This window comes from Kaistella sp. 97-N-M2 (genome assembly GCF_021513235.1).
Taxonomy (GTDB): domain Bacteria; phylum Bacteroidota; class Bacteroidia; order Flavobacteriales; family Weeksellaceae; genus Kaistella.
This window is the reverse complement of sequence record NZ_CP090976.1, coordinates 1,058,098-1,082,377: the sequence shown is the minus strand read 5'-3', so window position 1 is coordinate 1,082,377 and position 24,280 is coordinate 1,058,098. Positions and strand designations below refer to the sequence as shown.

At 40.7% G+C, this 24,280-nt stretch carries 20 protein-coding genes, 3 tRNA genes and 1 pseudogene; 15 read left to right on the top strand and 9 right to left on the bottom strand.

The window, feature by feature from the left end; translation table 11 throughout:
- Positions 1-292 precede the first annotated feature (292 nt).
- The 3 genes from L0B70_RS05200 to L0B70_RS05190 form a co-directional block, all read right to left on the bottom strand.
- Positions 293-376 (bottom strand) — tRNA-Leu (locus L0B70_RS05200).
- Positions 377-384: 8 nt separating this feature from the next.
- A tRNA-Gly gene (locus tag L0B70_RS05195) sits at positions 385-457 on the bottom strand.
- A gap of 54 nt (positions 458-511) precedes the next feature.
- Positions 512-593: transfer RNA gene (locus L0B70_RS05190), tRNA-Leu, on the bottom strand.
- A 158-nt stretch (positions 594-751) separates the two neighbouring features.
- Here L0B70_RS05190 and L0B70_RS05185 point away from each other — a divergent pair.
- The 8 genes and pseudogenes from L0B70_RS05185 to L0B70_RS05150 all read left to right on the top strand — a co-directional run bounded on the left by L0B70_RS05185 (position 752) and on the right by L0B70_RS05150 (position 7,110).
- Complete coding sequence (locus tag L0B70_RS05185; RefSeq protein ID WP_235143228.1) at positions 752-1,132, top strand: DUF3127 domain-containing protein; 381 nt, start codon at positions 752-754, stop codon at positions 1,130-1,132.
- 63 nt (positions 1,133-1,195) lie between these two features.
- Positions 1,196-1,843 carry a leucyl/phenylalanyl-tRNA--protein transferase gene (gene aat / locus L0B70_RS05180; RefSeq protein ID WP_235143227.1) on the top strand — a complete coding sequence of 216 codons (648 nt, stop codon included), beginning with the start codon at positions 1,196-1,198 and terminating at the stop codon, positions 1,841-1,843.
- The gene (locus tag L0B70_RS05175) at positions 1,833-2,717 is read left to right on the top strand and encodes a DMT family transporter (protein ID WP_235143226.1); all 885 of its coding nucleotides are present in this window, start codon (positions 1,833-1,835) and stop codon (positions 2,715-2,717) included. The genes aat and L0B70_RS05175 overlap by 11 nt, the downstream gene beginning before the upstream one ends.
- Before the next feature lie 169 nt (positions 2,718-2,886).
- Positions 2,887-3,540 (top strand): CBS domain-containing protein, encoded by a 654-nt coding sequence (locus L0B70_RS05170; RefSeq protein ID WP_235143225.1) that lies wholly within the window; start codon positions 2,887-2,889, stop codon positions 3,538-3,540.
- A gap of 86 nt (positions 3,541-3,626) precedes the next feature.
- A pseudogene (locus L0B70_RS05165) lies at positions 3,627-4,494 on the top strand (NAD kinase).
- Between the two features lie 71 nt (positions 4,495-4,565).
- The gene (gene fbaA / locus L0B70_RS05160) at positions 4,566-5,636 is read left to right on the top strand and encodes a class II fructose-bisphosphate aldolase (protein ID WP_235143224.1); all 1,071 of its coding nucleotides are present in this window, start codon (positions 4,566-4,568) and stop codon (positions 5,634-5,636) included.
- A gap of 60 nt (positions 5,637-5,696) precedes the next feature.
- Positions 5,697-6,548, top strand: coding sequence for an acetyl-CoA carboxylase, carboxyltransferase subunit beta (gene accD, locus L0B70_RS05155; RefSeq protein WP_235143223.1), 852 nt, complete (start codon positions 5,697-5,699; stop codon positions 6,546-6,548).
- A 49-nt stretch (positions 6,549-6,597) separates the two neighbouring features.
- On the top strand, positions 6,598-7,110 hold the full coding sequence (locus L0B70_RS05150; RefSeq protein WP_235143222.1) for a DUF6973 domain-containing protein: 513 nt from the start codon (positions 6,598-6,600) through the stop codon (positions 7,108-7,110).
- An 88-nt stretch (positions 7,111-7,198) separates the two neighbouring features.
- Here L0B70_RS05150 and L0B70_RS05145 read toward each other — a convergent pair whose 3' ends face one another.
- Positions 7,199-8,440 (bottom strand): PQQ-dependent sugar dehydrogenase, encoded by a 1,242-nt coding sequence (locus tag L0B70_RS05145; protein WP_235143221.1) that lies wholly within the window; start codon positions 8,438-8,440, stop codon positions 7,199-7,201.
- An 88-nt stretch (positions 8,441-8,528) separates the two neighbouring features.
- Here L0B70_RS05145 and L0B70_RS05140 point away from each other — a divergent pair, with 88 nt between their 5' ends.
- Positions 8,529-9,344, top strand: coding sequence for a GLPGLI family protein (locus tag L0B70_RS05140; protein WP_235143220.1), 816 nt, complete (start codon positions 8,529-8,531; stop codon positions 9,342-9,344).
- 446 nt (positions 9,345-9,790) lie between these two features.
- On the top strand, positions 9,791-11,782 hold the full coding sequence (uvrB, locus tag L0B70_RS05135) for an excinuclease ABC subunit UvrB (RefSeq protein ID WP_235143219.1): 1,992 nt from the start codon (positions 9,791-9,793) through the stop codon (positions 11,780-11,782).
- 207 nt (positions 11,783-11,989) lie between these two features.
- Here the strand turns inward: uvrB and L0B70_RS05130 are convergent, their stop codons facing one another.
- The 4 genes from L0B70_RS05130 to L0B70_RS05115 form a co-directional block, all read right to left on the bottom strand.
- Positions 11,990-12,241, bottom strand: coding sequence for a DUF3820 family protein (locus tag L0B70_RS05130; RefSeq protein WP_235143556.1), 252 nt, complete (start codon positions 12,239-12,241; stop codon positions 11,990-11,992).
- 22 nt (positions 12,242-12,263) lie between these two features.
- Entirely contained in the window at positions 12,264-13,346 is a 1,083-nt protein-coding gene (locus L0B70_RS05125; RefSeq protein WP_235143218.1) for an AI-2E family transporter, read from the bottom strand.
- Between the two features lie 68 nt (positions 13,347-13,414).
- Positions 13,415-14,158, bottom strand: a complete 744-nt coding sequence (locus L0B70_RS05120; protein ID WP_235143217.1) for a beta-carotene 15,15'-monooxygenase — start codon at positions 14,156-14,158, stop codon at positions 13,415-13,417.
- A 69-nt stretch (positions 14,159-14,227) separates the two neighbouring features.
- Positions 14,228-14,950, bottom strand: a complete 723-nt coding sequence (locus L0B70_RS05115) for a hypothetical protein (RefSeq protein ID WP_235143216.1) — start codon at positions 14,948-14,950, stop codon at positions 14,228-14,230.
- A gap of 75 nt (positions 14,951-15,025) precedes the next feature.
- On the opposite strand from L0B70_RS05115, the gene L0B70_RS05110 reads away from it, so the two are divergent.
- The 3 genes from L0B70_RS05110 (at position 15,026) to L0B70_RS05100 (ending at position 19,240) form a co-directional block, all read left to right on the top strand.
- Positions 15,026-16,003: an aminodeoxychorismate synthase component I gene (locus tag L0B70_RS05110; RefSeq protein ID WP_235143215.1), complete on the top strand. Its 978-nt coding sequence runs from the start codon at positions 15,026-15,028 to the stop codon at positions 16,001-16,003.
- Entirely contained in the window at positions 15,987-16,613 is a 627-nt protein-coding gene (locus L0B70_RS05105; RefSeq protein ID WP_235143214.1) for an aminotransferase class IV, read from the top strand. Before L0B70_RS05110 ends, L0B70_RS05105 begins: the two co-directional genes overlap by 17 nt.
- 752 nt (positions 16,614-17,365) lie before the next feature.
- Positions 17,366-19,240, top strand: coding sequence for a DUF5686 family protein (locus L0B70_RS05100; RefSeq protein WP_311195400.1), 1,875 nt, complete (start codon positions 17,366-17,368; stop codon positions 19,238-19,240).
- Here L0B70_RS05100 and menD read toward each other — a convergent pair.
- Positions 19,237-20,904, bottom strand: coding sequence for a 2-succinyl-5-enolpyruvyl-6-hydroxy-3-cyclohexene-1-carboxylic-acid synthase (menD, locus tag L0B70_RS05095; RefSeq protein ID WP_235143213.1), 1,668 nt, complete (start codon positions 20,902-20,904; stop codon positions 19,237-19,239). The two genes, L0B70_RS05100 and menD, sit on opposite strands and share 4 nt — an antisense overlap.
- Before the next feature lie 87 nt (positions 20,905-20,991).
- Between menD and L0B70_RS05090 the strand changes: the two genes are divergently transcribed.
- Entirely contained in the window at positions 20,992-21,939 is a 948-nt protein-coding gene (locus L0B70_RS05090) for an isopenicillin N synthase family oxygenase (protein WP_235143212.1), read from the top strand.
- Positions 21,940-22,153: 214 nt separating this feature from the next.
- Positions 22,154-24,280: a translation factor GTPase family protein gene (locus L0B70_RS05085; RefSeq protein WP_235143211.1), complete on the top strand. Its 2,127-nt coding sequence runs from the start codon at positions 22,154-22,156 to the stop codon at positions 24,278-24,280.

Here is a 24,280-nt window from a genome sequence, read left to right as displayed (position 1 = left end):
TGGCAACCAAAATGTTTTTGCGGAAAAAGTTATAACGGTCTTTAAAAAAGAGAATTACGAAAACCAGCGATAATCCGCGGGGGAAAAGGGAATTTACAAACAAAATAAAGTTTGCCGTGGCCTTCCACGTAATGATCAGAAACGGCAATTGACCTTTGATGAAGTGCGGAAGATTTCGAAAGATGGTTCTAATTTCTGCTGTATAAGGAACAGTGGTAGAACTTCTCGTTTCACTCCAAGCGATCTAAAAACAAAAAACCCTCTGAAAACTTTAGTTTCAGAGGGTTTAAAGTACCTCGGACGGGACTTGAACCCGTACATTCTTACGAATACAGGATTTTAAGTCCTGCGTGTCTACCAGTTCCACCACCAAGGCAAGTGAAGAGCGAAAAACGGGATTCGAACCCGCGACCCCGACCTTGGCAAGGTCGTGCTCTACCAGCTGAGCTATTTTCGCGATAAAATTTTTTAAAATGTGCTGGTAAAAGCTACAATTATTTTTAAAAAATAGTGCGGATGGAGGGACTCGAACCCACACGCCTCACAGCACCAGATCCTAAGTCTGGCATGGCTACCAATTACATCACATCCGCTTTTGAACTTCTTTTCTTTTTTTTTGTGAGTGCAAATATAAATACTTTTCCCTCTTAAACCAACAAAATTTTACATTTTTTATTTTTTTTAAAAATTTAGACCTCCCGCTTCTTTTTATCTTTTGAATTTATTACTTTTACACCTTTAACAATCAATTATGGAATTACAGGGAATTATAAAGAAATTAGGTGAGGTTCAGACCTTTCCGAGCGGTTTTCAGAAAAGAGAAATGGTTCTTGTAACCGAAGAACAGTATCCGCAACCGATAAGCATCGAATTTCTTAAAGAAAAAGGAGATTTGCTAAATCCCCTAAAAGAAGGCGATAAAGTAAAAGTTTCTATCAATATTGGTGGTAGAGAATGGACTTCACCCCAAGGCGATGTAAAATATTTCAACTCAATCACGGGGTGGAAAATCGAAAATATAGAGTCTGGCGGTGGTTTCGAACCCACACAGGCAGCTCCTTCCTCTTCAGCATCTACTCCGGCACAAGGCGGAAATGTTTTTGAAGAAGACGAAGACGACTTACCTTTCTAGTCTTTAAATAATTAAATTGATAGAAATCCTGCTTTTATAAGAGCAGGATTTCATTTTTGAAAAATGATTTTCCTGAATCCCCACAGTATTTCTTTTCCCGATCCCGAATCCACGCATTCGGAAAGCGGATTACTGGCAGTGGGTGGCGATTTATCGCCGGAGCGGATTTATTTTGCCTATCAATTGGGACTTTTCCCCTGGTTTAATCCGGGTGAAGAAATTTTATGGTGGTGTCCCGATCCCAGATTTGTCCTTTTTCCGCAGGATCTTAAAATCTCAAAATCGATGCGAAAAATTTTGCGCGATGACGTTTTCACTTTTACTGAAAATAAATGTTTTCGCAAAGTTCTGGAAGAATGCAAAAACACCTTCAGAAAAGATCAGGACGGAACCTGGCTGTCCGACGAGCTCATCGATTCATTTGTCGTGCTGCACGAAAGTGGAATTGCAAAAAGCATCGAGGTTTGGCAAAACGAGAAGCTTGTGGGCGGCTTTTACGGCGTACAGATTGGAAATGTTTTTTGTGGCGAAAGCATGTTTGCGAAAGTGAGCAACGCTTCGAAGGCCGGATTCATTCAGTTTATTAAAAAGAATGACAATTTGGATCTTATCGATTGTCAGGTTCATTCGGAACATTTGGAAAGCTTAGGCGCAACCATGATTCCCAAAGCAGACTATTTAAAAATTTTAAAAAGAAACAATGAATCCTGAAAAAGAAAGATGGGTTTTACTAGTGGTCCTTTCCATCATCTGGGGTTCCTCCTTTATCCTCATCAAAAAATCGCTGGAGCATTTTAATCCCTATGAAGTTGGCGCTTTGCGCGTTTTAATTGCGGGAATTTTATTGCTTCCCATGGCGCTGAAAAACATTAAGAAATTTCCGAAAAAACATTTAAAGTGGCTAGTTATCGCCGCGGTAACAGGAAATTTTATTCCCATGTTTTTGTTTCCTATCGCCGAAACCAGGGTCAGTAGCAGCATTGCCGGGATCGTGAATTCGATGATGCCGATATTTGTGATCATCGTTGGGGCGCTTTTCTGGAAATTTTCGAGCACGAAAAGACAGCTCATTGGTGTGGCCATTAGTTTTACGGGCGCCTGCATTCTCGCGTTTTCGGGTGGCCCGAGCGGCGAACTGAAATTGGTTCCGATTGTTTTATTGTTAGTCGCGACGTTGTGTTACGCCATTTCGATGACAACGGTCAAGTCCAAACTTCACGATATTCCCGCGAAAATTCTCTCTGCGTTCGTATTTTCCTTTGTTTTGATTGTTCCTTCTCTCGTCGCATTAATCGTTGCGGGCTTCTTTAATGATCTCGAACCGGACAGAGGTTTGTTTATTGGGCTGGGTTTCGTCAGTTTACTTTCGATCTTCGGAACCGGTTTAGCCATGATGTTAAACTACCGCTTACTTAATATTTCTACGCCGCTATTTGCATCGACAGTTACCTTATTAATGCCTGTTGTTGCTGTGATTTGGGGAATTTTAGATGGCGAAAAACTCACTTTGATGCAGGGTTTTGGTGGAATGATCATCATAGCGGGACTGATATTTTTGCGCGCCAAACCTTCAGATAAAAAATAAAACTGCAAAATCCTTGCGGATGATGCAGTTTGAAATAAATCTAATAAAAAGTAAAAATGAAAGGCGACAAAGATATATTTTGTTTCAACATGATGCAAATTAATTTTTGATATTTTTAAAATATTTTCAAAACAGTCTGCCCTTTTTTTTATTTTCCTAAATTAGCATAATGGTTATCAAAGATTACATTTCCAAAGATTATCCGGCCTTTAACTCCAGCGACCGCATTGAAGACGCGAACGAGATCGCGAAAGATTTCGGTTATTCGCATGTGTTTGTGAAGAAAAAAGGCATTTATCAGGGAGCCTTAAGCCAGTCCTTTTTGGAGGAAAGCCCCGAAGGAAGTCTCTCTACGCTGGAAGTTCATTTTGAAAAGTTTGCCATTTTAGACGACGGTAATCTTCTGGATTCCATTAAGTTGTTCCACACTTTTAGCACGAACGTTATTCCTGTGATTTCCAGAATGGAAAAATATATGGGCTACCTGTCCTGCGACGATATTTTTAACGAGTTTTCCAAGTATCCGCTTTTTTCCGAAAATGGCGCCATCATGATTGTTCAAACGAGTGGAAAACATTATTCCTTCACAGAAATCTGCAAAATTGTGGAGTCTAACAATGCGAAAATTTACGGCTGCTACATCAGTTCGATGGGCGAAGATTTTATGCAGATTACTTTAAAAATAAGCAACGAAAACCTTAGTTCCATCGACGAAACCTTCGAACGATACGGCTACAGCGTGGTTCATAAATATTATGATGACGAAAAAGAAGAATTGTTGAAAGACCGGTTTGGCTTCTTTCAAAAATATTTGGAATTTTAAATGATGAAAAAAAGTAATCCTCTTCTGGAAAGAAATAAAAAACAGTTGGTATTGCCTCTAACCAACAAAACAATAAGAACACGCAGATGACGGCAGCGATATATTCCCAAAAAAACGACCTGGATACCTTTCTGTATCTGAGCAAATTTGTTTCGGAACTCGAGAAGCGGGGCATTCAGCCTATTCTTTATGCAGAAATGGCCAATGCCATGCAGTTTTCCAAAGGTTTTGAGACTTTTGCGGGAAAAGAAGATTTAAAGGAAAAAGGCGTTGATCTGTTTTTCACGTTCGGCGGCGACGGAACCATTGTTAATTCACTTTTATTTATTCAGGATTTAGAAATTCCGGTGGTTGGGGTTAATACGGGAAGACTTGGTTTTCTCGCAAGTTTTACAAAGGACGAAGTTTTTTTTGGAACTCGATGAGATCATCAAGGGAGAAGTAAAAATCAGCCGGCGGTCCGTTATCGAAATCGTTTCTCCGAACAAATCCATGTTTTTCCCTTTTGCGCTGAATGATATTACGATTTCCCGAAAGGAAACGACTGCGATGATCACCGTGGAATCTTATATTAACGGTGAGTTTTTAAATGTTTTCTGGGGCGACGGTCTTATCGTGTCCACGCCAACGGGTTCTACGGCGTATTCTTTAAGCTGTGGCGGTCCAATCATCACGCCAACCAATCAAAATTTCGTTATTACGCCGATCGCGCCACATAATTTGAATGTGCGGCCTCTTATTGTTGATGATGATGTCGAAATCCGCCTTAAGGTTGAAAGCCGCGTCCCGCAATATTCCTTATCGCTCGATTCCCGACTCATCCATATGGAAACGAATGTGGAGATCGTTTTAAGAAAAGCGCACTTCCAGATCCTGCTCATTCACCCCAATAATCTGAGCTTTTACGAAACCATCCGCCAGAAACTGCTTTGGGGAAAAGACAAAAGAAACTAAGAGGTTCCGCATAAAATTCTTAACTTTACATTTCTAAATTTTTTGTAGAAAAATCTTTTAAAATATAAATTATGAGCAGACTTTTTCCGGCAGGCGTTGCCACAGGCCAAATGGTTACCGACATTTTTAATTACGCGAAAGAAAACAATTTTGCGCTGCCTGCAGTTAATGTAATTGGCTCCAGCAACGTAAACGCCGTAATGGAAACCGCAGCCAAACTGAATTCTCCCGTGATTATTCAGTTTTCTAATGGTGGCGCTGCTTTCAATGCAGGAAAAGGTTTAAGCAACGACGGTCAAAAAGCAGCTATTTTAGGAGCTGTTGCCGGCGCAAAACATATTCATACTTTGGCGGAAGCTTATGGCGCGACCGTAATTCTCCATACCGATCATTGTGCTAAAAAATTATTGCCCTGGATTGATGGGTTGATGGACGCGAACGAAGAGTTTTTCGAGCAAACCGGAAAATCGCTTTATTCTTCCCACATGCTCGATTTATCCGAAGAACCCATCGAAGAAAATTTAGATATTTCCTGCAAATATTTCGAAAGAATGGCCAAAATGGGCATGACCTTAGAAATTGAATTAGGTGTTACGGGTGGCGAAGAAGACGGCGTTGATAATACGGATGTTGATTCTTCCAAACTTTACACCCAACCCGACGAAGTGGCCTATGCTTACGAAAGATTAAATGCCATTTCGCCGAACTTTACCATCGCTGCAGCGTTCGGAAATGTTCACGGAGTGTACAAGCCCGGCAACGTAAAACTTACACCAAAAATTTTGGATAACTCGCAAAAGTATGTTCAGGAAAAATTCGGAACAGGAGAAAAACCGGTGAACTTCGTTTTCCACGGTGGATCGGGTTCTACGAATGAAGAAATCCGAGAAGCCGTAAGTTATGGTGCAATCAAAATGAACATCGACACGGATTTGCAGTTTGCTTACACCGAGGGAATCCGCGATTATATGGTGAACAATCTGGAATATTTGAAAACCCAGGTTGGTAACCCCGACGGCGAGGAAAAACCGAACAAAAAATATTATGATCCAAGAGTTTGGGTACGAAAAGGCGAGGAAACCTTCTCTAAGAGATTGGTTGAAGCTTTTGAAGATCTTAACAATGTTGGAACCCTTAATTAATAACTGAAAAACATTTTTTCTGCGCAGGCATTTAAAATTTAGAAACTAAAATATAACTTCATGGCATTCGACTGGTTTAAAAGGAAAACGCAAAACATCACGACTTCTACAGAAGACAAAAAAGATGTGCCGAAAGGCTTGTGGCATCAAACGCCGACGGGAAAAATTATTGAGCACGAAGAATTGAAGGCCAATAATTATGTGTCGCCCGAAGATGGGTTTCACGTTCGGATCGGAAGCAAGGAGTTTTTCTCCATTCTTTTTGATGAAAACAAATTCACCGAACTCGATGCGGGGGTTGAAAGTGTAGATATGCTGCATTTTAAAGATACCAAGTCCTACACCGACCGGTTAAAAGAAGTAAAGGCTAAAACAAAACTAACAGATTCCATCAGAAATGCCGTGGGAACCGTTAATGGAGAGAAAATGGTCATTTCCTGTATGGATTTCAGTTTCATCGGTGGATCTTTGGGTTCCGTAATGGGCGAGAAAATACGCCGCGCCGTAGATTACTGTATCGAAAACCGACTTCCCTACATGATCATTTGCCAATCGGGTGGTGCAAGAATGCAGGAAGCGACCTACTCCTTAATGCAGCTCGCAAAAGTGCAGTCGAAACTGGCTCAGTTGTCGGAGGCAGGCCTTTTATACATCGCTTATTTGTGCGATCCAACTTTTGGTGGAATCACCGCGTCCTTCGCGATGACCGCCGACATCATCATGGCAGAACCCGGCGCCTTGATCGGCTTTGCCGGACCACGTGTGATTCGCGAGACCATCGGCAAAGATTTGCCCGAAGGTTTTCAAACTTCCGAATTTTTGCAGGAAAAAGGCTTTGTGGATTTTATTGTGAAAAGAACCGAGATTAAAGATAAAGTTTCGAAAACAGTGAATCTGCTGGTTCATTCTTAGAAACCGATAACTAATTGATAAAATCTCTCCGCCTTGGGGAGATTTCTTTATGAAAAATGCTTTAAAAATACTTTTTAATACGCTCCGGACTTTAAGTTTCAAGAAAATTATCAAACTTTTGAAATTAACCGTTCCGCATCCGCTCTTTGCAGTTTTGGGCGTATATGCGACGATGAAAAGCTTCGTTATTGCGAAGGAATGCTTTCCTAAAACAAATTCGAGCAGCGGTGTTGGCAATGCTTTCCGTCATGCACTTTGGACGTGTTTGATCACCATGTATTGCAGCAAAGTTTCGTCACCGCGGAAAGCCCTGGATTTTTCTAAAAAAATGACCGATCTTCACGAAGAGCTTTTCCCCAACAAACCTCTGGAAACGAAGATGGATCTGCACAACAATAAAGTCGGGATGGACCTTTATGAAGAATTGCTGCCCGGAATCCACCGCCAGTTTTTTGAAACCAGTTTTTTTATCGACCAACTTTTAGAAAAAACCAAAAATGCCCGAGTGTTAGAAGATGTTGATGCAGATTTAGATAACAATCTGGTTTACTTAAAGGAATAATTTTACGATTCTTTGCGTTGAATTTTATTTTCGTGCAAAAAAAACCTCAACAATGTTGAGGTTTTTATTCTGAAAAGAAATCCGTGATTTATTTTTTTGAAACTTTGTAAAGTTTTCCGCTGTCCGTAATTCCGTAAAGATTGCCGTCCGGGCCATTCAGTACGTCGCGGAATCTTTCTTTTTGATCTGCCAACAACCATTCTTCGCCCACGACTTTATTATTTTCGATGACCAGACGAATGATCTTTTCGCCGCTAAGACAACCTAAAAACAAATTGTTTTTCCATTCGTCCATATTCCCTGTGTAAAACGTAATTCCGCTCATCGAAATGGAGGGATCCCAGTAATAAACCGGCTGTTCCGTTCCCGCTTTCTGCTGAATACCTGCACCGACTTTTTCGCCGCTGTACTCTCTTCCGTACGTTACATCGCCCCAACCGTAATTCTTACCGGCTGTGATGAGGTTCACTTCATCGCCGCCTTTTGGTCCCATTTCCGCGTCCCAAAGTTGTCCTTTTTCATCCATTGCCAAACCTTGTGGGTTCCGGTGTCCATAAGAATAGATTTCGGGTTTATACTTCGCATTTCCAATGAAAGGATTTCCAGCCGCTGCTTTGCCGTCCTTCGTAATTTTCATCACCTTGCCTAAATAAGCCATCGTGTTCTGCGCCAATGGACGTGTTGCCAAATCCGATCTTTCGCCCGTACTTACAAAAAGATTACCGTCTTTGTCGAAAGCCAGTCTGCTGCCGTAATGTTTGTCGCCGTCGTAAGTTGGCGTCGCGCGGAATATCACCTTCGGATTTTCGATCATTTTTTCATCTGCAGAAAGTTTTCCTTTCGCAACAGAGGTGTGATTGCCACCGGAAACGGGTTCCGAAAAACTCCAGAAAATCATTCTGTTTGTAGCAAAATCAGGATCGAGAGCGACGTCCAAAAGTCCGCCCTGTCCTTTATCGTCAACCTTCGGAAAACCTTCAACTTTCATTACGGTTTTTCCGTCTGCGGAAACAATGTTCATAAAGCCGGATTTTTCTGTAATTAAAAATCTGCCGTCCGGAAGATTGATAATCCCCCAGGGTTTTCCTAAATCTTTCGTCAGCACCTGCACATCGTACGGAGCCTGTGTTTTTACACCTTTTACTCTCGTCTGGTTAGCGAATGCAGGTTGATATTCCGGAGAATTTTTATCCACCGTTTCAGGATTAGGAATTTGTCCGCTTTCTATTAAAACTTTGTTATTTTCGGTGGTGTTTTTAGTACTTCCTCCACACGAGGTAAGAAGAGCCAAGCTTAAAAAAGGGAGGCTTTTAGTGAGTAAAGATTTCATTGTTTGTTTTTTAATGATTTGAACATTTAAATTACAATAATTATTCCGAGTAAAATCTTACATTTGAAATTCACGTTATTTATTAACTATGAAAAGAGTTGTTTGTGTATTTTTTCTTTTGCTCTTTAGTTTTCTTTTTTCGCAAAATAAAAGTTTTCTGTACGAACTTAAGTTCAAACCTAATCCTGCCAAAGACAGTATTGCCATGCAAACTTTTATTTTAGATGTTATCGACGGGAAGTCTTTATTTAGGACATTAGAAGATAAAAGGGCAGATTCGACGGCTTCTGTTACGAAACGAAGTAGTTTTATGTCCACTTCCTTTAAAGATTTTCGGAGCGTTTCGAAAGATCTAAAAGAAAATAAAATCAAGAAGTTCATCAATAATTTTCAAAAGCTTTTTTCTATTAAAATTGAAGAAGAATTAAAATGGAAGATTGAGAATGATACGAAAGAAACTTCTTCCATGAAAACGCAAAAAGCAACCACGACTTATGGGGGCAGAAATTGGACTGCCTGGTTTACAAATGAAATTCCGTTGCAGGAAGGTCCGTACATTTTTTATGGATTGCCCGGATTGATTACTGATGTTTCCGACGATGAAAATAATTACTTCTTTTCTTTGATCCAGATTCGCAACTCCGACGGTCAAATTTATGAAAAAGAAAAAGCCATTCCCATAACCTGGAAACAGTACGAAAAATTAGCAAAGGATTACTACGCCGATCCCACCCGGGAAATCAACGGCAAAAACAGAGGAAGTGGAATGCCTGTTTTAAAATGGGTCGACGACCAAGGAAATGAGTTGACACCAAATTTTAAAGAAATGAATGAAAGGGAGCAAGTGGAAATTCGGGAGAATAACAATCCCATTGAAGCTAATCATAAAATTACTTACCCATGAAAATGCTAATTGCGATCTTATTTCTCTTTTTTACATCGTGCACAACTTTCAGTACATATTCTCAGTTTAGTAACGTAGAAAAATGCGAAGATAAATCGTATTTATGCGTCCGGAACGATAGTTTAGATCTTAATTATAAATCATTTGGCGGGTTTCACTTTGCATTGAACTTGAAAGAATATCGGAAAATAAAGATTGCAAAAAAACCAAAATTTAAAAATGTTATTGCTTACGGAAAATCCAACATTTTAAAAGGTGATTATTATCTCATTCTACACAATGAAATTCACCCTGCTAACTTTTTTTATAAGGACACGATTGTTAATAACCGCAGAATCACGATCGCTTTGTCGAAAAGCATTAATTACGATTCTAACCAAAACTTTTTGCTTAATTTTAATGTAAACAAATAAAATTCAGTCTTTTAATTTCCTTATTTTTGCACTATGCAATTTCAACTTCAGTCAGAATATAAACCCACCGGCGACCAACCTCAGGCAATTGAAAAATTGACAAAAGGGTTGCAGATTGGGGAAAAATATCAAACGTTGCTCGGTGTTACAGGTTCGGGTAAAACTTTTACCGTCGCCAATGTCGTGCAGAATACGCAAAAACCAACCATCGTTTTAGCACACAACAAGACTTTGGCCGCGCAGCTTTTCGTGGAATTCAAAGAATTTTTCCCGGATAATGCTGTAGAATATTTCGTTTCTTATTACGATTATTATCAACCAGAAGCCTTTATTGCCTCCACAAACACCTATATCGAGAAAGATTTATCCATTAACGAAGAAGTGGAAAAACTTCGGCTTTCAGCGACGGCCAGCTTGCTTTCGGGTCGAAGAGATGTTATTATCGTGGCGTCGGTTTCCTGCATTTATGGTATCGGAAATCCGAAGGAATTCCATAAATCTCTCGTTTCCATCGAAAAAAACCAGAAAATGACGAGGACAACACTGCTTCATTCCTTGGTAGGAGCTTTATATTCCCGAACATTAAATGAATTTGGGCGTGGGACGTTTCGCGTAAAGGGTGACGTCGTCGATGTTTATCCGGCGTACGCCGACAATGCCGTCCGAATTCAGTTTTTTGGCGACGAGATTGAGACCATTCAGAGTTTTGATCCGGTATCGGGCAACGTGATGGATGTTTTCGAAGAGATGATTATTTATCCCGCCAACCTGTTTGTAACCTCAAAAGAGACGCAGCAAAGTGCCATTCGGGAAATTCAGGACGATATGGTAAAACAAGTGGACTTCTTTACCGATATCGAAAAACCGTTTGAAGCAAAACGCCTGCAGGAACGAACGGAACTCGATTTGGAAATGATGAAAGAGTTAGGTTATTGCAGCGGAATTGAAAATTATTCCAGATATTTTGACGGCAGATTGCCCGGCTCGCGGCCTTTTTGCCTTCTGGATTATTTTCCGAAAGATTTTTTAATGGTGATCGATGAAAGTCACGTAACCGTTCCGCAGGTTCACGCAATGTACGGTGGAGACCGCAGCAGAAAGGAAGTTTTGGTGGAACATGGTTTTCGCCTTCCGGCCGCCATGGACAACCGCCCGTTAAAATTTGAAGAATTTGAAGCCATTCAAAATCAGGTGATCTATGTTTCGGCAACGCCGGCAGATTATGAACTGGAGAAAAGTGGCGGAGAATATATCGAACAGCTTATCCGCCCCACAGGATTGCTGGATCCGATCATTGAAGTTAGGCCTTCCATTAATCAGATCGATGATCTTATCGAAGAAATTCACAAAAGAACCGAAGTCGACGAAAGGGTTTTGGTGACAACTTTAACGAAAAAAATGGCGGAAGAACTTACTAAATATTTCACCAAATTTGGCATCAGAACGCGTTATATTCACTCAGATGTCGAAACTTTGGACCGAATTCAGATCATGCAGGATTTGCGTGTGGGTTTATTTGATGTTTTGGTCGGCGTTAATTTATTAAGAGAGGGACTGGATTTACCTGAAGTTTCGTTAGTAGCCATTTTAGACGCAGACAAAGAAGGTATGCTGCGGTCCCGTCGTTCTATGACGCAAACGGTAGGTAGAGCCGCGAGAAACCTGAACGGTATGGCAATTATGTATGCCGACAAAATGACGACCTCCATGCAGGCTACCATCGATGAAACCATTTACCGTCGTCAAAAGCAAATTGAATACAACGAAAAGCACGGACAGGTTCCGGTGGCGTTAAACAAGAAAATATCCGAAGTTTTGGTGGGCCGAAGCAAAGACTTCCCCGATGAGAAATATACGCAGAAAAATATTTTGAAAGAGGTTGCGGAACAGAAATCGACGTATGGAAGTGCAGATTTAGGAAATTTGATTCAGGAAAAACAAAAAGCCATGGAATCCGCGGCAAAAAATCTGGACTTCATAAAGGCAGCAAAATTACGGGACGAAATCGCGCTCCTGAAAGCTTAAGTCTACCGAATAACGTAATAGTGGCAAGAGCCAAAGCAGCAAAATTTAAATACGATTGCGCAGTTGCTTTCTTGCGATGCGACGCTTATATTTAAAAACTGCAGTCTCGTTGGTTACGTTGGTATTAAAAGGTGCGGGCAGCGAAAATGAGGATAAAATTGGTGTAAGTCATCCGAAAATTTGGGATATTAAAGAAAACCTTGAGGATTAAAATTTATATACTTTATTTTTCGGTTTCGGCGCATTTACTTTTCCGCGAAGTGGTGTTAGCAGGTCCATCAAACCATTTAGTTTAATTTCGTAAATGGTGGAAAGCTGCATACCGAGTTTTCCCGGCGGCATTCCCTGGCGCTGAAACCATTCGAGATAATTAATCGGCAGATCTGCTAAAATCGTTCCCTTGTGTTTTCCGAAAGGCATTTCTACTTTGCAGATTTCCTGTAATATTTCCGGCTTCAAACCTTCACTCATGTTGTGTATTCTAAATGGATAGATCTATTTTTTCTTCTATTTCTTTGGGTTCCGGCAGAATAATCTCGTTTTCCTCATACCCAAACTCATCTCTGTACACCTGAATGAGCAGCACCGTAATTGATACTAAAATTGGCCCGAAGATCAAGCCCATGAATCCAAAAAGATTCAAGCCCAAAATAATTCCAAAAACGGTATTTAAGGGGTGAATGTTTTCCAGTTTCTTCAAAAGTGTGAAGCGCATTAAATTATCGGTGAGGCCGACGACGATTAAACAATAAGCTCCAAGACCCAGACCAGCGCCTGTATTACCCTCCGCGATCATAAAAATGCACACGGGCAAATAAACGATGGCCGCTCCAACGATGGGGATCATGGCCGTAACAACGGTTAAAGCAAATAATAAAACCGGACTTGGTGCGCCAAAAATAAAATACCCGATCAATGCTATTATGCCCTGACCAATTGCAACAACCGGAATTCCGATCGCATTGGCGATGACCATCTTACGGATTTTTTCGCCCAGCAGATTCACATTTGCTTTTTTTAACGGTGCAGAGCTTTTTAAAAGCCTTTCAAACAGATGAGGTTTTTCCAGAATAAAGTAGAGAATGAAATACATGGAAGCAATCACGGTAATCGTGTTAAAAGTTCCGCTTAAGGCACTTGTGGAAAACTTGGCGGCGGTATCTTTCAGTTTTGTGATGTTTTCTTTGCTTAGGATATCAATTTTAACATGCTGGTAAACAAAATCGTGAATTTTATCGATAAATATATTAAATTTTGCCATATACGCATTCGCATTTCCGAGTTTATCGACCAAAAGATCTGCGATAAAATAAATGGGTAAAATCAACACAATTAACGTTCCTACAATAATCACAAGCGAGGCAACCCAAGGTTTCCAGTTACGGACTTCCTGCAGATACAGATTATATTTCCGGGTGATAATGTAAAGCGTAATCGCGCCCAAAATAGACGGTATAAACATGGAAAGATTAAAGCAAATTAAGCCCGCCAGCACGATGATAAGAAGCAAAAGAAAGATCTGCTTTATTTTTACTTCGCTGATTTGGTTTTTAATATTCTGCATAGCAACTATTTATAAAAAGCAACAGAATTTTCTGTTGCTTTCAAAAGTACAATAAAATTGTATTATGATTATAAAATTTGTTTTTCCGTTTGCAAAGGTCTTGGTCTGCCGCAAAACGCGCAGTAGGTGGAGTACATTACAATTAATAAGAAAGGCATTGTGGCGATAAGTCCGATGCCGCAAAGAATAACGCCGGCAACACTGATGAGCAATCCTAAAAACGACGCGCCCAGAAAGACACCGTAATTTTCTTTCGCAATAGAGAATGATTTAGTTAAAGCCTCCGAAAAAGTGGCGTTTTCAAATAAAAGTACGGGGTAGCCTAACATTAGTAGAGGCAATACAAAAAATCCCGGGATCACGCACATCGCAAATGAAATGCCAATAATAATGCTGGAGATTAAACTGTAAATTAAAATATTCACCAAATTTTGTCGGTATCCGATAAAGAGATCTGATAACTGAATGGGTTCTTTAAAATTGTATTTGTTCGCCATATAAATAAGGCCAACGTAAAGCGGCGCGGCAAAAAGCCCTAGCAATCCGGAAAGCCCGTAATAAGTTCTAACTCCGGGAATTCCCCAAATGTTGATGGAGGAAAAATCGCCATCTGCTTCCCGCATTTCTTCGGACAGCGCCATTGAATCAAAACCCGAAAGTGCCTGAATTAAAATTGATGCAAGAATATAAATGACCATCGCTAAAATGGCATATAGAAAAACGCCTTTATACATCTCGAAAGCGTGGGAAATAATGTCGCCCGTACTTTTCTGCGGTCCGGTCGGCTGTTCAAATTCGTTGAAATTGTCCATAATAATAGTTTTAATGTTTCTCAAATTTAAAATATAAATCTGAAATTACAGTAAAATCAGTATTAATTTCTAGTCTATTTCTTTGTAAATGTGTTGATAAAGGGTGTAGATCATCGCGTTCCAAAACGGAAAGGTCAGCAGAAAGCCTACCCCAAATAACAGCAGGCCGCTTAAACTGAAGAGAACCGCAACCGCAATAGAGATAATAACTGTTCCGAGATTTTTTTTCAACCCTTTCACCGTTAAACTAATTCCTTCGAAGGTGTTCAACTGCATGAAAAACATCAGCGGAATTGAAAATAAAGTCACGAAAACCCAAACCAATCCTAAAAGCATAAGCGCATTGGCATAGGTGAAAATAATAATCCAGAACAGATAGAATCCAAAAAACTTAAAGAAATCGAAGCCGAGATATCCTGCAAAAAGATCGTTCATCACTACCGGTTCCTTTAGATCGATTTTTCTGAATATTTTATAAAGTCCAACATTCAAAGGATTAATGAGGGCGAGAAGGAAAAAGAAGGCCAGACCAAAATTACGCGCCTGAGGCAAGCGCGCAATTTCCTCCATTTTTTTATTGAAAGCCGGGATATCGGTTCTTACCAGATCGCTGTATTTGGAAAATTCGTCCCAAAGACCGAAATATTTGAAGAGGTAGATGTAGCCCAGAAAAAAGAGCGCAAAGTAGAGTAAGCTATAAAATAATTGAAAGCGCAGACTTTTAACCCAATATTCAAAGGCTGTTTTCAAAATTTGTTGTGTTCCCGCTTTAATCGGCGCAATGTTTTCCATGGCGCAAAAATAATGTTTTAAGTTTAAAACTCGTCATTTTCTGTTTGCTTGCGGCTTTTCCTTATTTTTGCAGAAATGTTTCCGTCTCACCACGCCAGTTTCGATCGAATGGACGAGCTTTCTCAGCAGAAAGTTCCTTTCTTTTTTATGATCGATTTTCTTGTGGAAAATATTGAAATCATCACCGAAGGTGAAATTCAAAATTCCGGTTTATTTGTTGATTTCCCGAACTTTAAAACCATCAACTCAATGGAAGCGAAAGCCGTTAAATTTCATCTTGAGTCTTTTCCCGAGAATGAAGAAACGTACCGAAAAGGCTTTGAGTTGGTTCAGAAAAATTTGAAACTCGGCAATTCTTATCTCACCAATTTTACCTGCAGATCTGAAATAAAAATTAACCTCACGTTAAAAGAAATTTTTCTGCATTCCAAAGCGAAATATAAAGTTTTGTATAAAGATGACTTTGTCTTTTTTTCTCCGGAAATTTTTGTGGAAATAATTGACCAACAAATCAGTACCCATCCGATGAAAGGAACGATAGATGCCTCAATCGAAAACGCTGTGGAAATTTTGAAGAACGACGAGAAGGAAAAAGCTGAACATTATACCGTGGTCGATCTCCTTCGGAATGACTTGAGCATGGTGGCAAATGGCGTAAAACTCGACGAATTTCAAAGAATTGATTTTCTGAAAGCACCGCAGAAAGATTTGTACGCCATGAGTTCGGAGATCTCCGGAAAACTGAAACCCGAATTTCAAAATAAGATCGGCAGCGTCATGAAAATGCTGCTTCCGGCGGGTTCGATATTAGGAGCGCCCAAACCCAAAACCCTGGAAATAATCCGTGCAGCCGAAAATTATGAAAGAGGCTTCTACACGGGAGTTTGCGGCTGGTTCGATGGCGAGAATTTAGATTCCTGCGTGATGATCAGATTCATCGAAAAAGAAAACGGAAAATTATTTTTTAAAAGTGGTGGTGGAATCACGCATTTGAGTAAATTTGCCGACGAATACGAAGAAATGAAAAACAAGATTTATGTCCCAATTTATTGAAAGCATTAAAGTAGAAGACCAAAAGATATTTCTTTTAGATCTGCACCAAAGCAGGGTTAATAAGACTTTTGAACATTTTGGGAAACAAGGTTCGCTGGATCTTGCAGCTGTTTTCAAAAACCTGGATCATAATGAAGACGGTTTGTACAAACTGAAAATCACGTACGATTTGGACAAAAATGTTCGCACGCAAATGATTCCGTACGCCATCTCCGAGATTGATAAGATTTCTCTCGTAGAAAACAACGTATACGATTATTCTTTTAAGTTTGAAGACCGGAAGGAACTGGAACGCATGAAGCAGAAAGCCAAGGCCGACGAAATTATAATTGTTAAAAACAACCATATTACCGACACTTCTTATTCCAATATTCTATTTAAAAAAGGCAAAGACTGGTACACGCCGTCAACTTATCTTTTAAATGGCGTGCAAAGGCAACACCTTCTTAAGAATAAAAAAATTAAGGAAGCCGAAATCACTACCCAAAATTTAAAGGAATATTCACATTTTCAAATCATTAACGCCATGAATGACTTTGATGATATGTTTATTTATCCCTTGTCTAAAATAACAAATCTGCCCGAAACTTCCGAGTATTTGCAAGTATAGAGCAAGCTTTTTCGTGATCATCAATTGGTCTGTTTTTCGCTATAGAATATTTCCGCTTTTGGAAATTGCTGAAAGGTTATGAAGAAAAAAAATCAGTTCATGTTTCATCTCAATCCAGGTATCCAAATTTTCTTTCTCCTGCTGTTTGGTGCCACCCTTTTTTCTCAGAATAAAATTTCAGGAACCATTACCGATGCCAAAACGCACAAGCCGCTAAGTGGTGTGGAAATTTTCCTCAACAATCATTCGCAAGCCGAAACCATTACCGCAACTTCTCATTTTTCCCTCGCAGGCGATTCCGGAATTTCTACGGCTACTTTTTTAAAAAAGAATTACAAGACCGAAGTACTTACCTTCAGCGATCACCAGTTCGAAAATTTGGAGGTACAGATGCAGCCCGAAAAAACCGAGCAGATTCAGGAAGTCGTGCTCGTCGGAATCAACAAAAAGAAATATAAAAATAAGAAGGAAAATCCGGCTTACGCAATCATGCAGGAAGTTTGGAAACGCAAAAAAACCAATGGCCTAGCTAATTACAACGATTATCAGTACAAAGAATACGAAAAGATTGAAATCGGCCTGAACAACATCGACAGCGCTTTTATGCAGAAAAAAATCTTCAACAAGCTGGAGTTTGTTTTTGATTACGCAGATTCGGCGAACTTCGAAAAAAAACTGACGCTGCCGGTATTCTTTAATGAAACCATTTTCAAGACGTATGGTAAAAATCAGCCGGAAAAAAAGAAAACAAGATTATTGTCGCCAATAAATTTTCCGGATTTAACAATAATGAACTCATCGCTTCGACGGCGAAAAATCAGTTTAAGGAAGTTAACATCTACGATAATACACTCAATTTTTTCAACATCGGTTTTCCGAGTCCCGTTGGAACCGATGGTTTCAGCAATTACGAATATGAATTAACCGACTCTCTCTCCATAAACGGCATCGATTCTTACCTCATCAGGTATGCGCCGAAACGAAAAGAAACGCTGGCTTTTCAGGGAAATCTCTACATTTCGAAAGACACCTATAACGTTGTAAAGGCCACACTGAAATCGACCAATAAGATCAATGTGAATTTTGTGAACGGAATTTATATGGAACTGGAATACGATTCACCCAACGACACTGTTTTTCTGCCCCACCGAACGTATACAGAACTCGAAATGTCCATCTTTAATAAGAAAAAAGATGCAAAAGGCGTGCTTTTCAAAAGGACTGATCTTTACAGTGATTATCTTTTCAATCAAAATTTTGCCGCCTCTTTTTTAACCGATAAAGACCAAACCTTAAGCGATACAAATCTTACAAAACCCGATGAGTTTTGGGAAAAGGAAAGAGACGAACCTTTGCAGGAGTCGGAAAAAAAAGTTTATCAAATGGTATCGCAACTGGAAACCGTTCCGAAGTTTAAAAGAATTGTGAAGATCGTCGAGATTTTGCAGTCCGGTTATATTAACGCCTGGAAAGCCATTGATTTTGGAGATATTTTTTCAATTTACGGAAATAATGTGGTGGAAGGCGACCGTCTTCGGCTTGGCGCACGAACGTATTTTTCCGCGAACGACATGTGGCGGATCGAAGGTTATACTGCGTACGGCTTTAAAGATCATCAATTTAAATATGGCGTGGAAGGGCGATATATGTTTGACCGCGACAATCGCTCCATCATCGGTTTTGGCAGTCGAAACGATGTGATGCAGCTTGGTGCACAACTTACGAATGACGATGGCATTATGACGAGATCGTTTGCGTCCTCTTCCGTTTTTTCGTCCGGAACCAACGCCTCCTTGAGTTTTGTAAAACAGAACAATTTCTTCTTTTCTTTGGAACCCGTGAAGAATTTTGAAGTGCGGATGGATGCCAGTGTGCAGAATATCAGATCCGCCAATCCACTCAATTTTAATCTGGATTTCTACAAGAACGGACTTTTAAAATCAGACGTGAATGATTTTCATACCACCTTCAGCCTTATGGCGACGCCGGGTGCGAAATATTCCCAGTACGGCGTGGACCGGTACGCGTTTACAACACTGTCGCCCACTTTTGTCTTAAAGTTTACGCACGGCTTTGAAAATGTTTTTCAGGGCGATTTCGATTATAACAAACTTCAGTTTTTATACTCGCAACCGTTCATTTTAGGAAATTTGGGGCGGACTGTTCTCAACGTAGAAGCCGGAAAAAATTTCGATACCGTGCCCCTGGCTTTACAGAACATTATCCCCGGAAACCAGTCGTACAGTTTGGTTCCCAACACGTTTGCGCTTTTAAAATATTATGAATTTGTGGCTGACGCTTACACGACGATGAATATTGAGCACCATTTTCAGGGAAAGCTGCTGACGTATATTCCGCTGATTAAAAAACTGAAACTGCGTGAAGTCATTTTTTGGCGCGGCGCTTACGGCACTTTAAGCGAAGCTTCCAAAAATATCAATTTTGAAAACCGCCTTTATTCCGCGCCCGATCAACAAATTTATTACGAATACGGTTTCGGTCTGGAAAATATAGGTTTCGGGAATTTAAAAATTCTGCGGGTTGATTTCAACTGGCGCGGAAACTATCTCGATCGTCCCGATGTGTCAAAATTTGGCGTGAAGTTCGGTCTGCAGATGAATTTTTAAGTTTTCAAAAATTCAAAGTAGCCTTTCAGGACGGCAGCGTTTTCGATCATCGATGTGTCAACTTCCAAAATTTTTGCCTTTGCATCCGGTTTAAAGAAATTATCTAAAACGCGCGACAGGGTATCTTCATCTTCAACTTTCGAATATCCAAAGCCAAAATGTTTCGCCAAAAGTTCCGCGGTTTTATGATGTTTGGTTAAGATAAATTCATCCAGCGCATTGGTAGAATCCGGTCCCGGAATAATCTTAAAAATATCGCCGCCGCCGTTGTTAAAGACGATAATTCTCGTGTATGGCGGAATGTAATTGTTCCACAAACCATTGATGTCGTAAAAAAAACTTAGATCACCTGTCACCAGAACCGTTGGCGTCGCACTTTTCATGGCAAAACCCATCGCAGTGGAAGTCGATCCGTCGATACCGCTTGTACCGCGGTTGCAATACACTTTGTTTCGCTGAAAATCAAAAAGTTGCGCGTATCGAATCGCCGAAGAATTGCTGATGTGCAAATTAATGTTTTGGGGAAGTTTATCTGCCAGGATCTCAAAAAATTTAAAATCAGAATAGGAGGTTCCCGCGCAGTATTCCGTATGTTTTAAATCTTTTTTGTCGCGAAGAACGTCCCACAGGTTATAATAAGAACTGGGCTCAAGCGTAATAAATTTCAACAGTTTCGCAAAGAATTTCTCCGGCGCCATCTTAATTTTTTCCGTGAGGCTGAAAAAAGTATCGGGATGCCAGAACTGATCAACATGCCAGTGATTTTTCGGCTTTGCTTTGCGCAGAAACTGTTTTATTTTTTTTGAAACTACATTTTGCCCAATCGTAATTAAAAGATCCGGCGCATAAGTTTTAAAATCTTTTTCTTCAAAATTAAAGATGTACCGGTCGATATGCGCAAAAAATTTATCGTGTTTTAAATTTGAATTTACTTCTTTTAACACAACAACGCTGTGATTTTTAACAAGTTGCGATAGCTGCATTTCCAGTTCGTCGCTGTAATCGCGCGTGCCCACCAAAATCATGATTCTTTTAGACGTGTTCCATTCGGCGGCAAGATTGGGCGAAAATTCCTCCGACTTTTTCTGGATGGTCTTTTCTACGGGTGGAAAATTGGGAATCTCCGAAACCAACTTATACAGAGGCTCTTCCAGGGGGATGTTGATGTGAACGGGACCTTGTTTTTCAAAACAAAGTTCGATGGCTTTTTTAATTAAAGAAAAATTTTCGTCCTCCGCATTTTCTTCCGAATCTTCCAGCAGCTGAAAATCACCGTAAGAATGCTGTTGATAAAGATCTTTCTGACGGATGGTTTGTCCATCGAAAATATCTACAAAATCCACAGGGCGATCGGCGGTTAAAATTAAGAGCGGTGTGTTTTGATAAAATGCTTCCGTAATCGCAGGATAATAATTGGCGGAAGCCGAGCCGCTTGTACAGGTAATGACTACGGGTTTTTTTAAACTTTTCGCCATGCCCATGCCCACGAAAGCCGCACTTCTTTCATCCACAATACTGTAGCAGTTTAGCTCATCGGTTTCCGAAAAGTGTACCGCCAAAGGGGCGTTTCGCGATCCGGGAGAAATAACAACGTCGAAAATTTCGTATTCTTTTAAAAGGTGGGCTAAGATCTGAATGCTTCGTTTGGAAGAGTATTGTTTCATAAGGAGTATTGAGTTGCAAATTTACTCATAATATCAATTTTAATCTAAAAAATGTTAATTTTACCGCCGAATCTTTAATCAAACAAAATGAAACAGATCCCAAGTGTGGATTTGCGTGATTTCCTTTCGGGTAACCCGGAACGCAAACAAAAATTTGTAAATGAAATCGGAAAAGCATACGAAGAAATCGGCTTTGTAGCCCTTAAAGGCCATTTTCTGGACGAGAAACTCGTCGACGAACTGTATGAAGAAGTAAAGCTTTTCTTCGAACTTCCCGTCGAAACCAAAAAGAAATACGAGATTCCCGGCATTGGGGGACAGCGTGGCTACGTGGGATTTGGTAAAGAAACCGCAAAAGGTTTCAAAAAAGGCGATTTAAAAGAATTCTGGCATTTCGGTCAGTATCTGGAAAACGGTTCGAAATACGCCGAAGTTTACCCGGACAACGTGGAAGTACAGGAAAATCCAAAATTCAACACCGTCGGGAAAGAAGCATTCAAAATGCTGGAAAAAACAGGTATTTATGTTCTGCGGGCGCTGGCGCTGCATTTGGGGTTGGACGAATTTTATTTTGACCAATATGTGGGCGAAGGAAATTCAATTTTGAGACCTATTCATTACCCGCCAATCACGTCTGAGCCTGATAATGCGGTTCGCGCAGCGGCACACGGCGATATCAATTTGATTACGCTTTTGATGGGCGCACAGGGAAAAGGTCTTCAGGTGATGAATCACGACGGCGAGTGGATCGACGCGATTGCCGAACCCGATGAGCTCATGATCAATGTAGGGGATATGTTATCTAGATTAACCAACAACAAACTCAAGTCCACCATTCACCAGGTTGTTAATCCGCCGCGCGAAATGTGGGGAACTTCGCGATATTCCATTCCGTTTTTTATGCATCCCGTTGGCGAGATGTCATTAAGTGCTTTGGAAAACTGCGTTGATGAAGATAATCCCAAACTGTATGAAGATACGACTGCCGGCGAATTTCTGCACGAAAGACTGGTAGAACTCGGTTTAATTAAGTAAAAAAACAATTTTTTTAATTCTTACAGGAACGGGCAATTTGTCCGTTCTTTTTTATGCGCTATTTTCAGATGTAAATCTGATGATGTTAAAAATCACCCTTTAGCTTTTCCTTATTGCTGAATCAATTTAAATGTTTTGTAACTTTAAGTTTCTAAAAATCAAATGCCGGCCATTTCCTTTTTAGCATTTCCATAACAATAATTAAAAACTAAATATGATGAGTGCTAATACAAAAAACCTAAGGAATGTAGTTTTACTCGGTCATTCGGACAGTGGGAAAACTACTTTGATTGAGACCATGCTGTACGAAGGCGGGGCGATTAAGCGCCGTGGCAGCGTTCAGGCACGAAATACGGTGAGCGACAATACCGACCTGGAACACGAAAAAGGAAAAACCATTTTTTCGCATCAAATGTTTGTGAACTGGCGGAATAATAAACTTAATATGATCGATACGCCCGGCTTTGATGATTTCGTGGGCGAAGTGATTTCCTCTTTAAAAGTGGCGGATACCGCAATTATCGTTCTCAATGCCGCCAATGGTGTCGAAGTAGGGACGGAACTCGTTTGGGAATATGTAGAGAAATATGAAACGCCGGCAATCTTTGTCATCAATCAAATGGACCACCCGAAAGCCGATTTCGAAAAAACTTTGGCGCAGGCAAAAGAAAGATTCGGTTCCAAATTGATTCCGGTTCAATATCCCTATAATTCCGGTGAAAATTTTAACGCTATTATCGATGCTTTGCGCACGGTGATGTATGAATTTCCGAAAGAGGGCGGCAAGCCGGAGAAAAAATCCATCCCCGAAAGCGAACTCACAAAGGCGAAAGAAATGCATAATGCTTTGGTAGAAATCGCGGCAGAAAATGAAGAAGGTTTAATGGAAAAATATTTCGAGGAAGGCAGTCTTTCCGAAGAAGAACTCGCGAAAGGGATTACGATCGCTTTGGCGAAACAGCAGTTCTTCCCGGTTTTCGTAACGAGCGGTTTAAAAGATATGGGCAGCGGCAGACTGATGGGTTTTATTGACGATATCGCACCTTCCCCCGCGGAACGCCCTGCCAGAAAACTCGAAAACGGTGGCGAAATTTCCTATGATCCCACAGATAAAACCACGATATTTATCTATAAAACAAGTTCCGAACCGCAGGTTGGTATGGTTTCTTACTTTAAAGTTTTAAGCGGGACACTTAAACCCGGCGATGAACTCATCAACGCTAGCAACGGCGAAACAGAACGGATTTCTCAACTTTTCATCGCTGAAGGAAAAGACCGGTTACCGGTGAATGAACTGATAGCGGGAGATTTGGGTGCTACCGTCAAATTAAAAAACGGACATTCCAACAATACCTTAAATGCCAAAGGCGTCGACCGAAAAGTCCGCCCTATGGAATTCCCGGAAAGCCGAATCCGGAAAGCAATTTCGAGTGAATCGTCCTCCGACATGGAAAAACTTGTAAGTGCCTTGCATAAAATCGAAGAGGAAGATCCCACGTTGAAGGTGGAGCAGTCTGCCGAATTGCGACAGACGATTCTCCACGGACAAGGACAACTGCACCTGGATTTAGTAAAACAGCGCCTGCAAAAAGAATACGGTGTGAATATGAATTTTGATAATTCCCGAATTCCGTACCGCGAAACCATTACCGGAAAAGCCGACGCCGATTACCGCCACAAGAAACAATCGGGCGGCTCCGGCCAGTTTGGAGAAATTCACATGAAGGTGGAGAATTACTATGAGGGAATGGAAGAACCAACCGGCCTTAATATCCGTCAGAAAGACATCGAAGATTTGCCGTGGGGCGGAAAACTCGCTTTTTACTGGTGCATCGTGGGCGGCGCCATCGATAACCGCTACATCGGTGCCATTAAAAAAGGTATCATGCAGCAGATGAAAGAAGGGCCGCTAACCGGTTCGCATTGTCAGAATGTTCGCGTTACCGTTTACGACGGTAAAATGCACAGCGTGGATTCGAACGATATTTCGTTTCAACTGGCAGCTTCCGGGGCTTTTAAGGAAGGCTTCCGGCATGCAAAACCTCAACTTCTGGAGCCTATTTATTCCGTAGAAATTTTGTGTCCCGACGGAGATACGGGCGATGTGTTGGGCGATTTGCAAACCCGGCGCGCCTTAATTTCCGGAATGGATTCGGAAGGCCATTACCAAAAAATTTTAGCAGAAATTCCGCTTGCAGAAATGCACGATTACGGTTCTACGCTGCGCTCCATCACGGGTGGAAGAGCGAAATTCACCATGAAATTTTCGGAATACCAATTGGTTCCGCCGAATGTGCAACAGGATCTGGTAAAAAAACATGAAAATTTGCAGGAAGCTTAA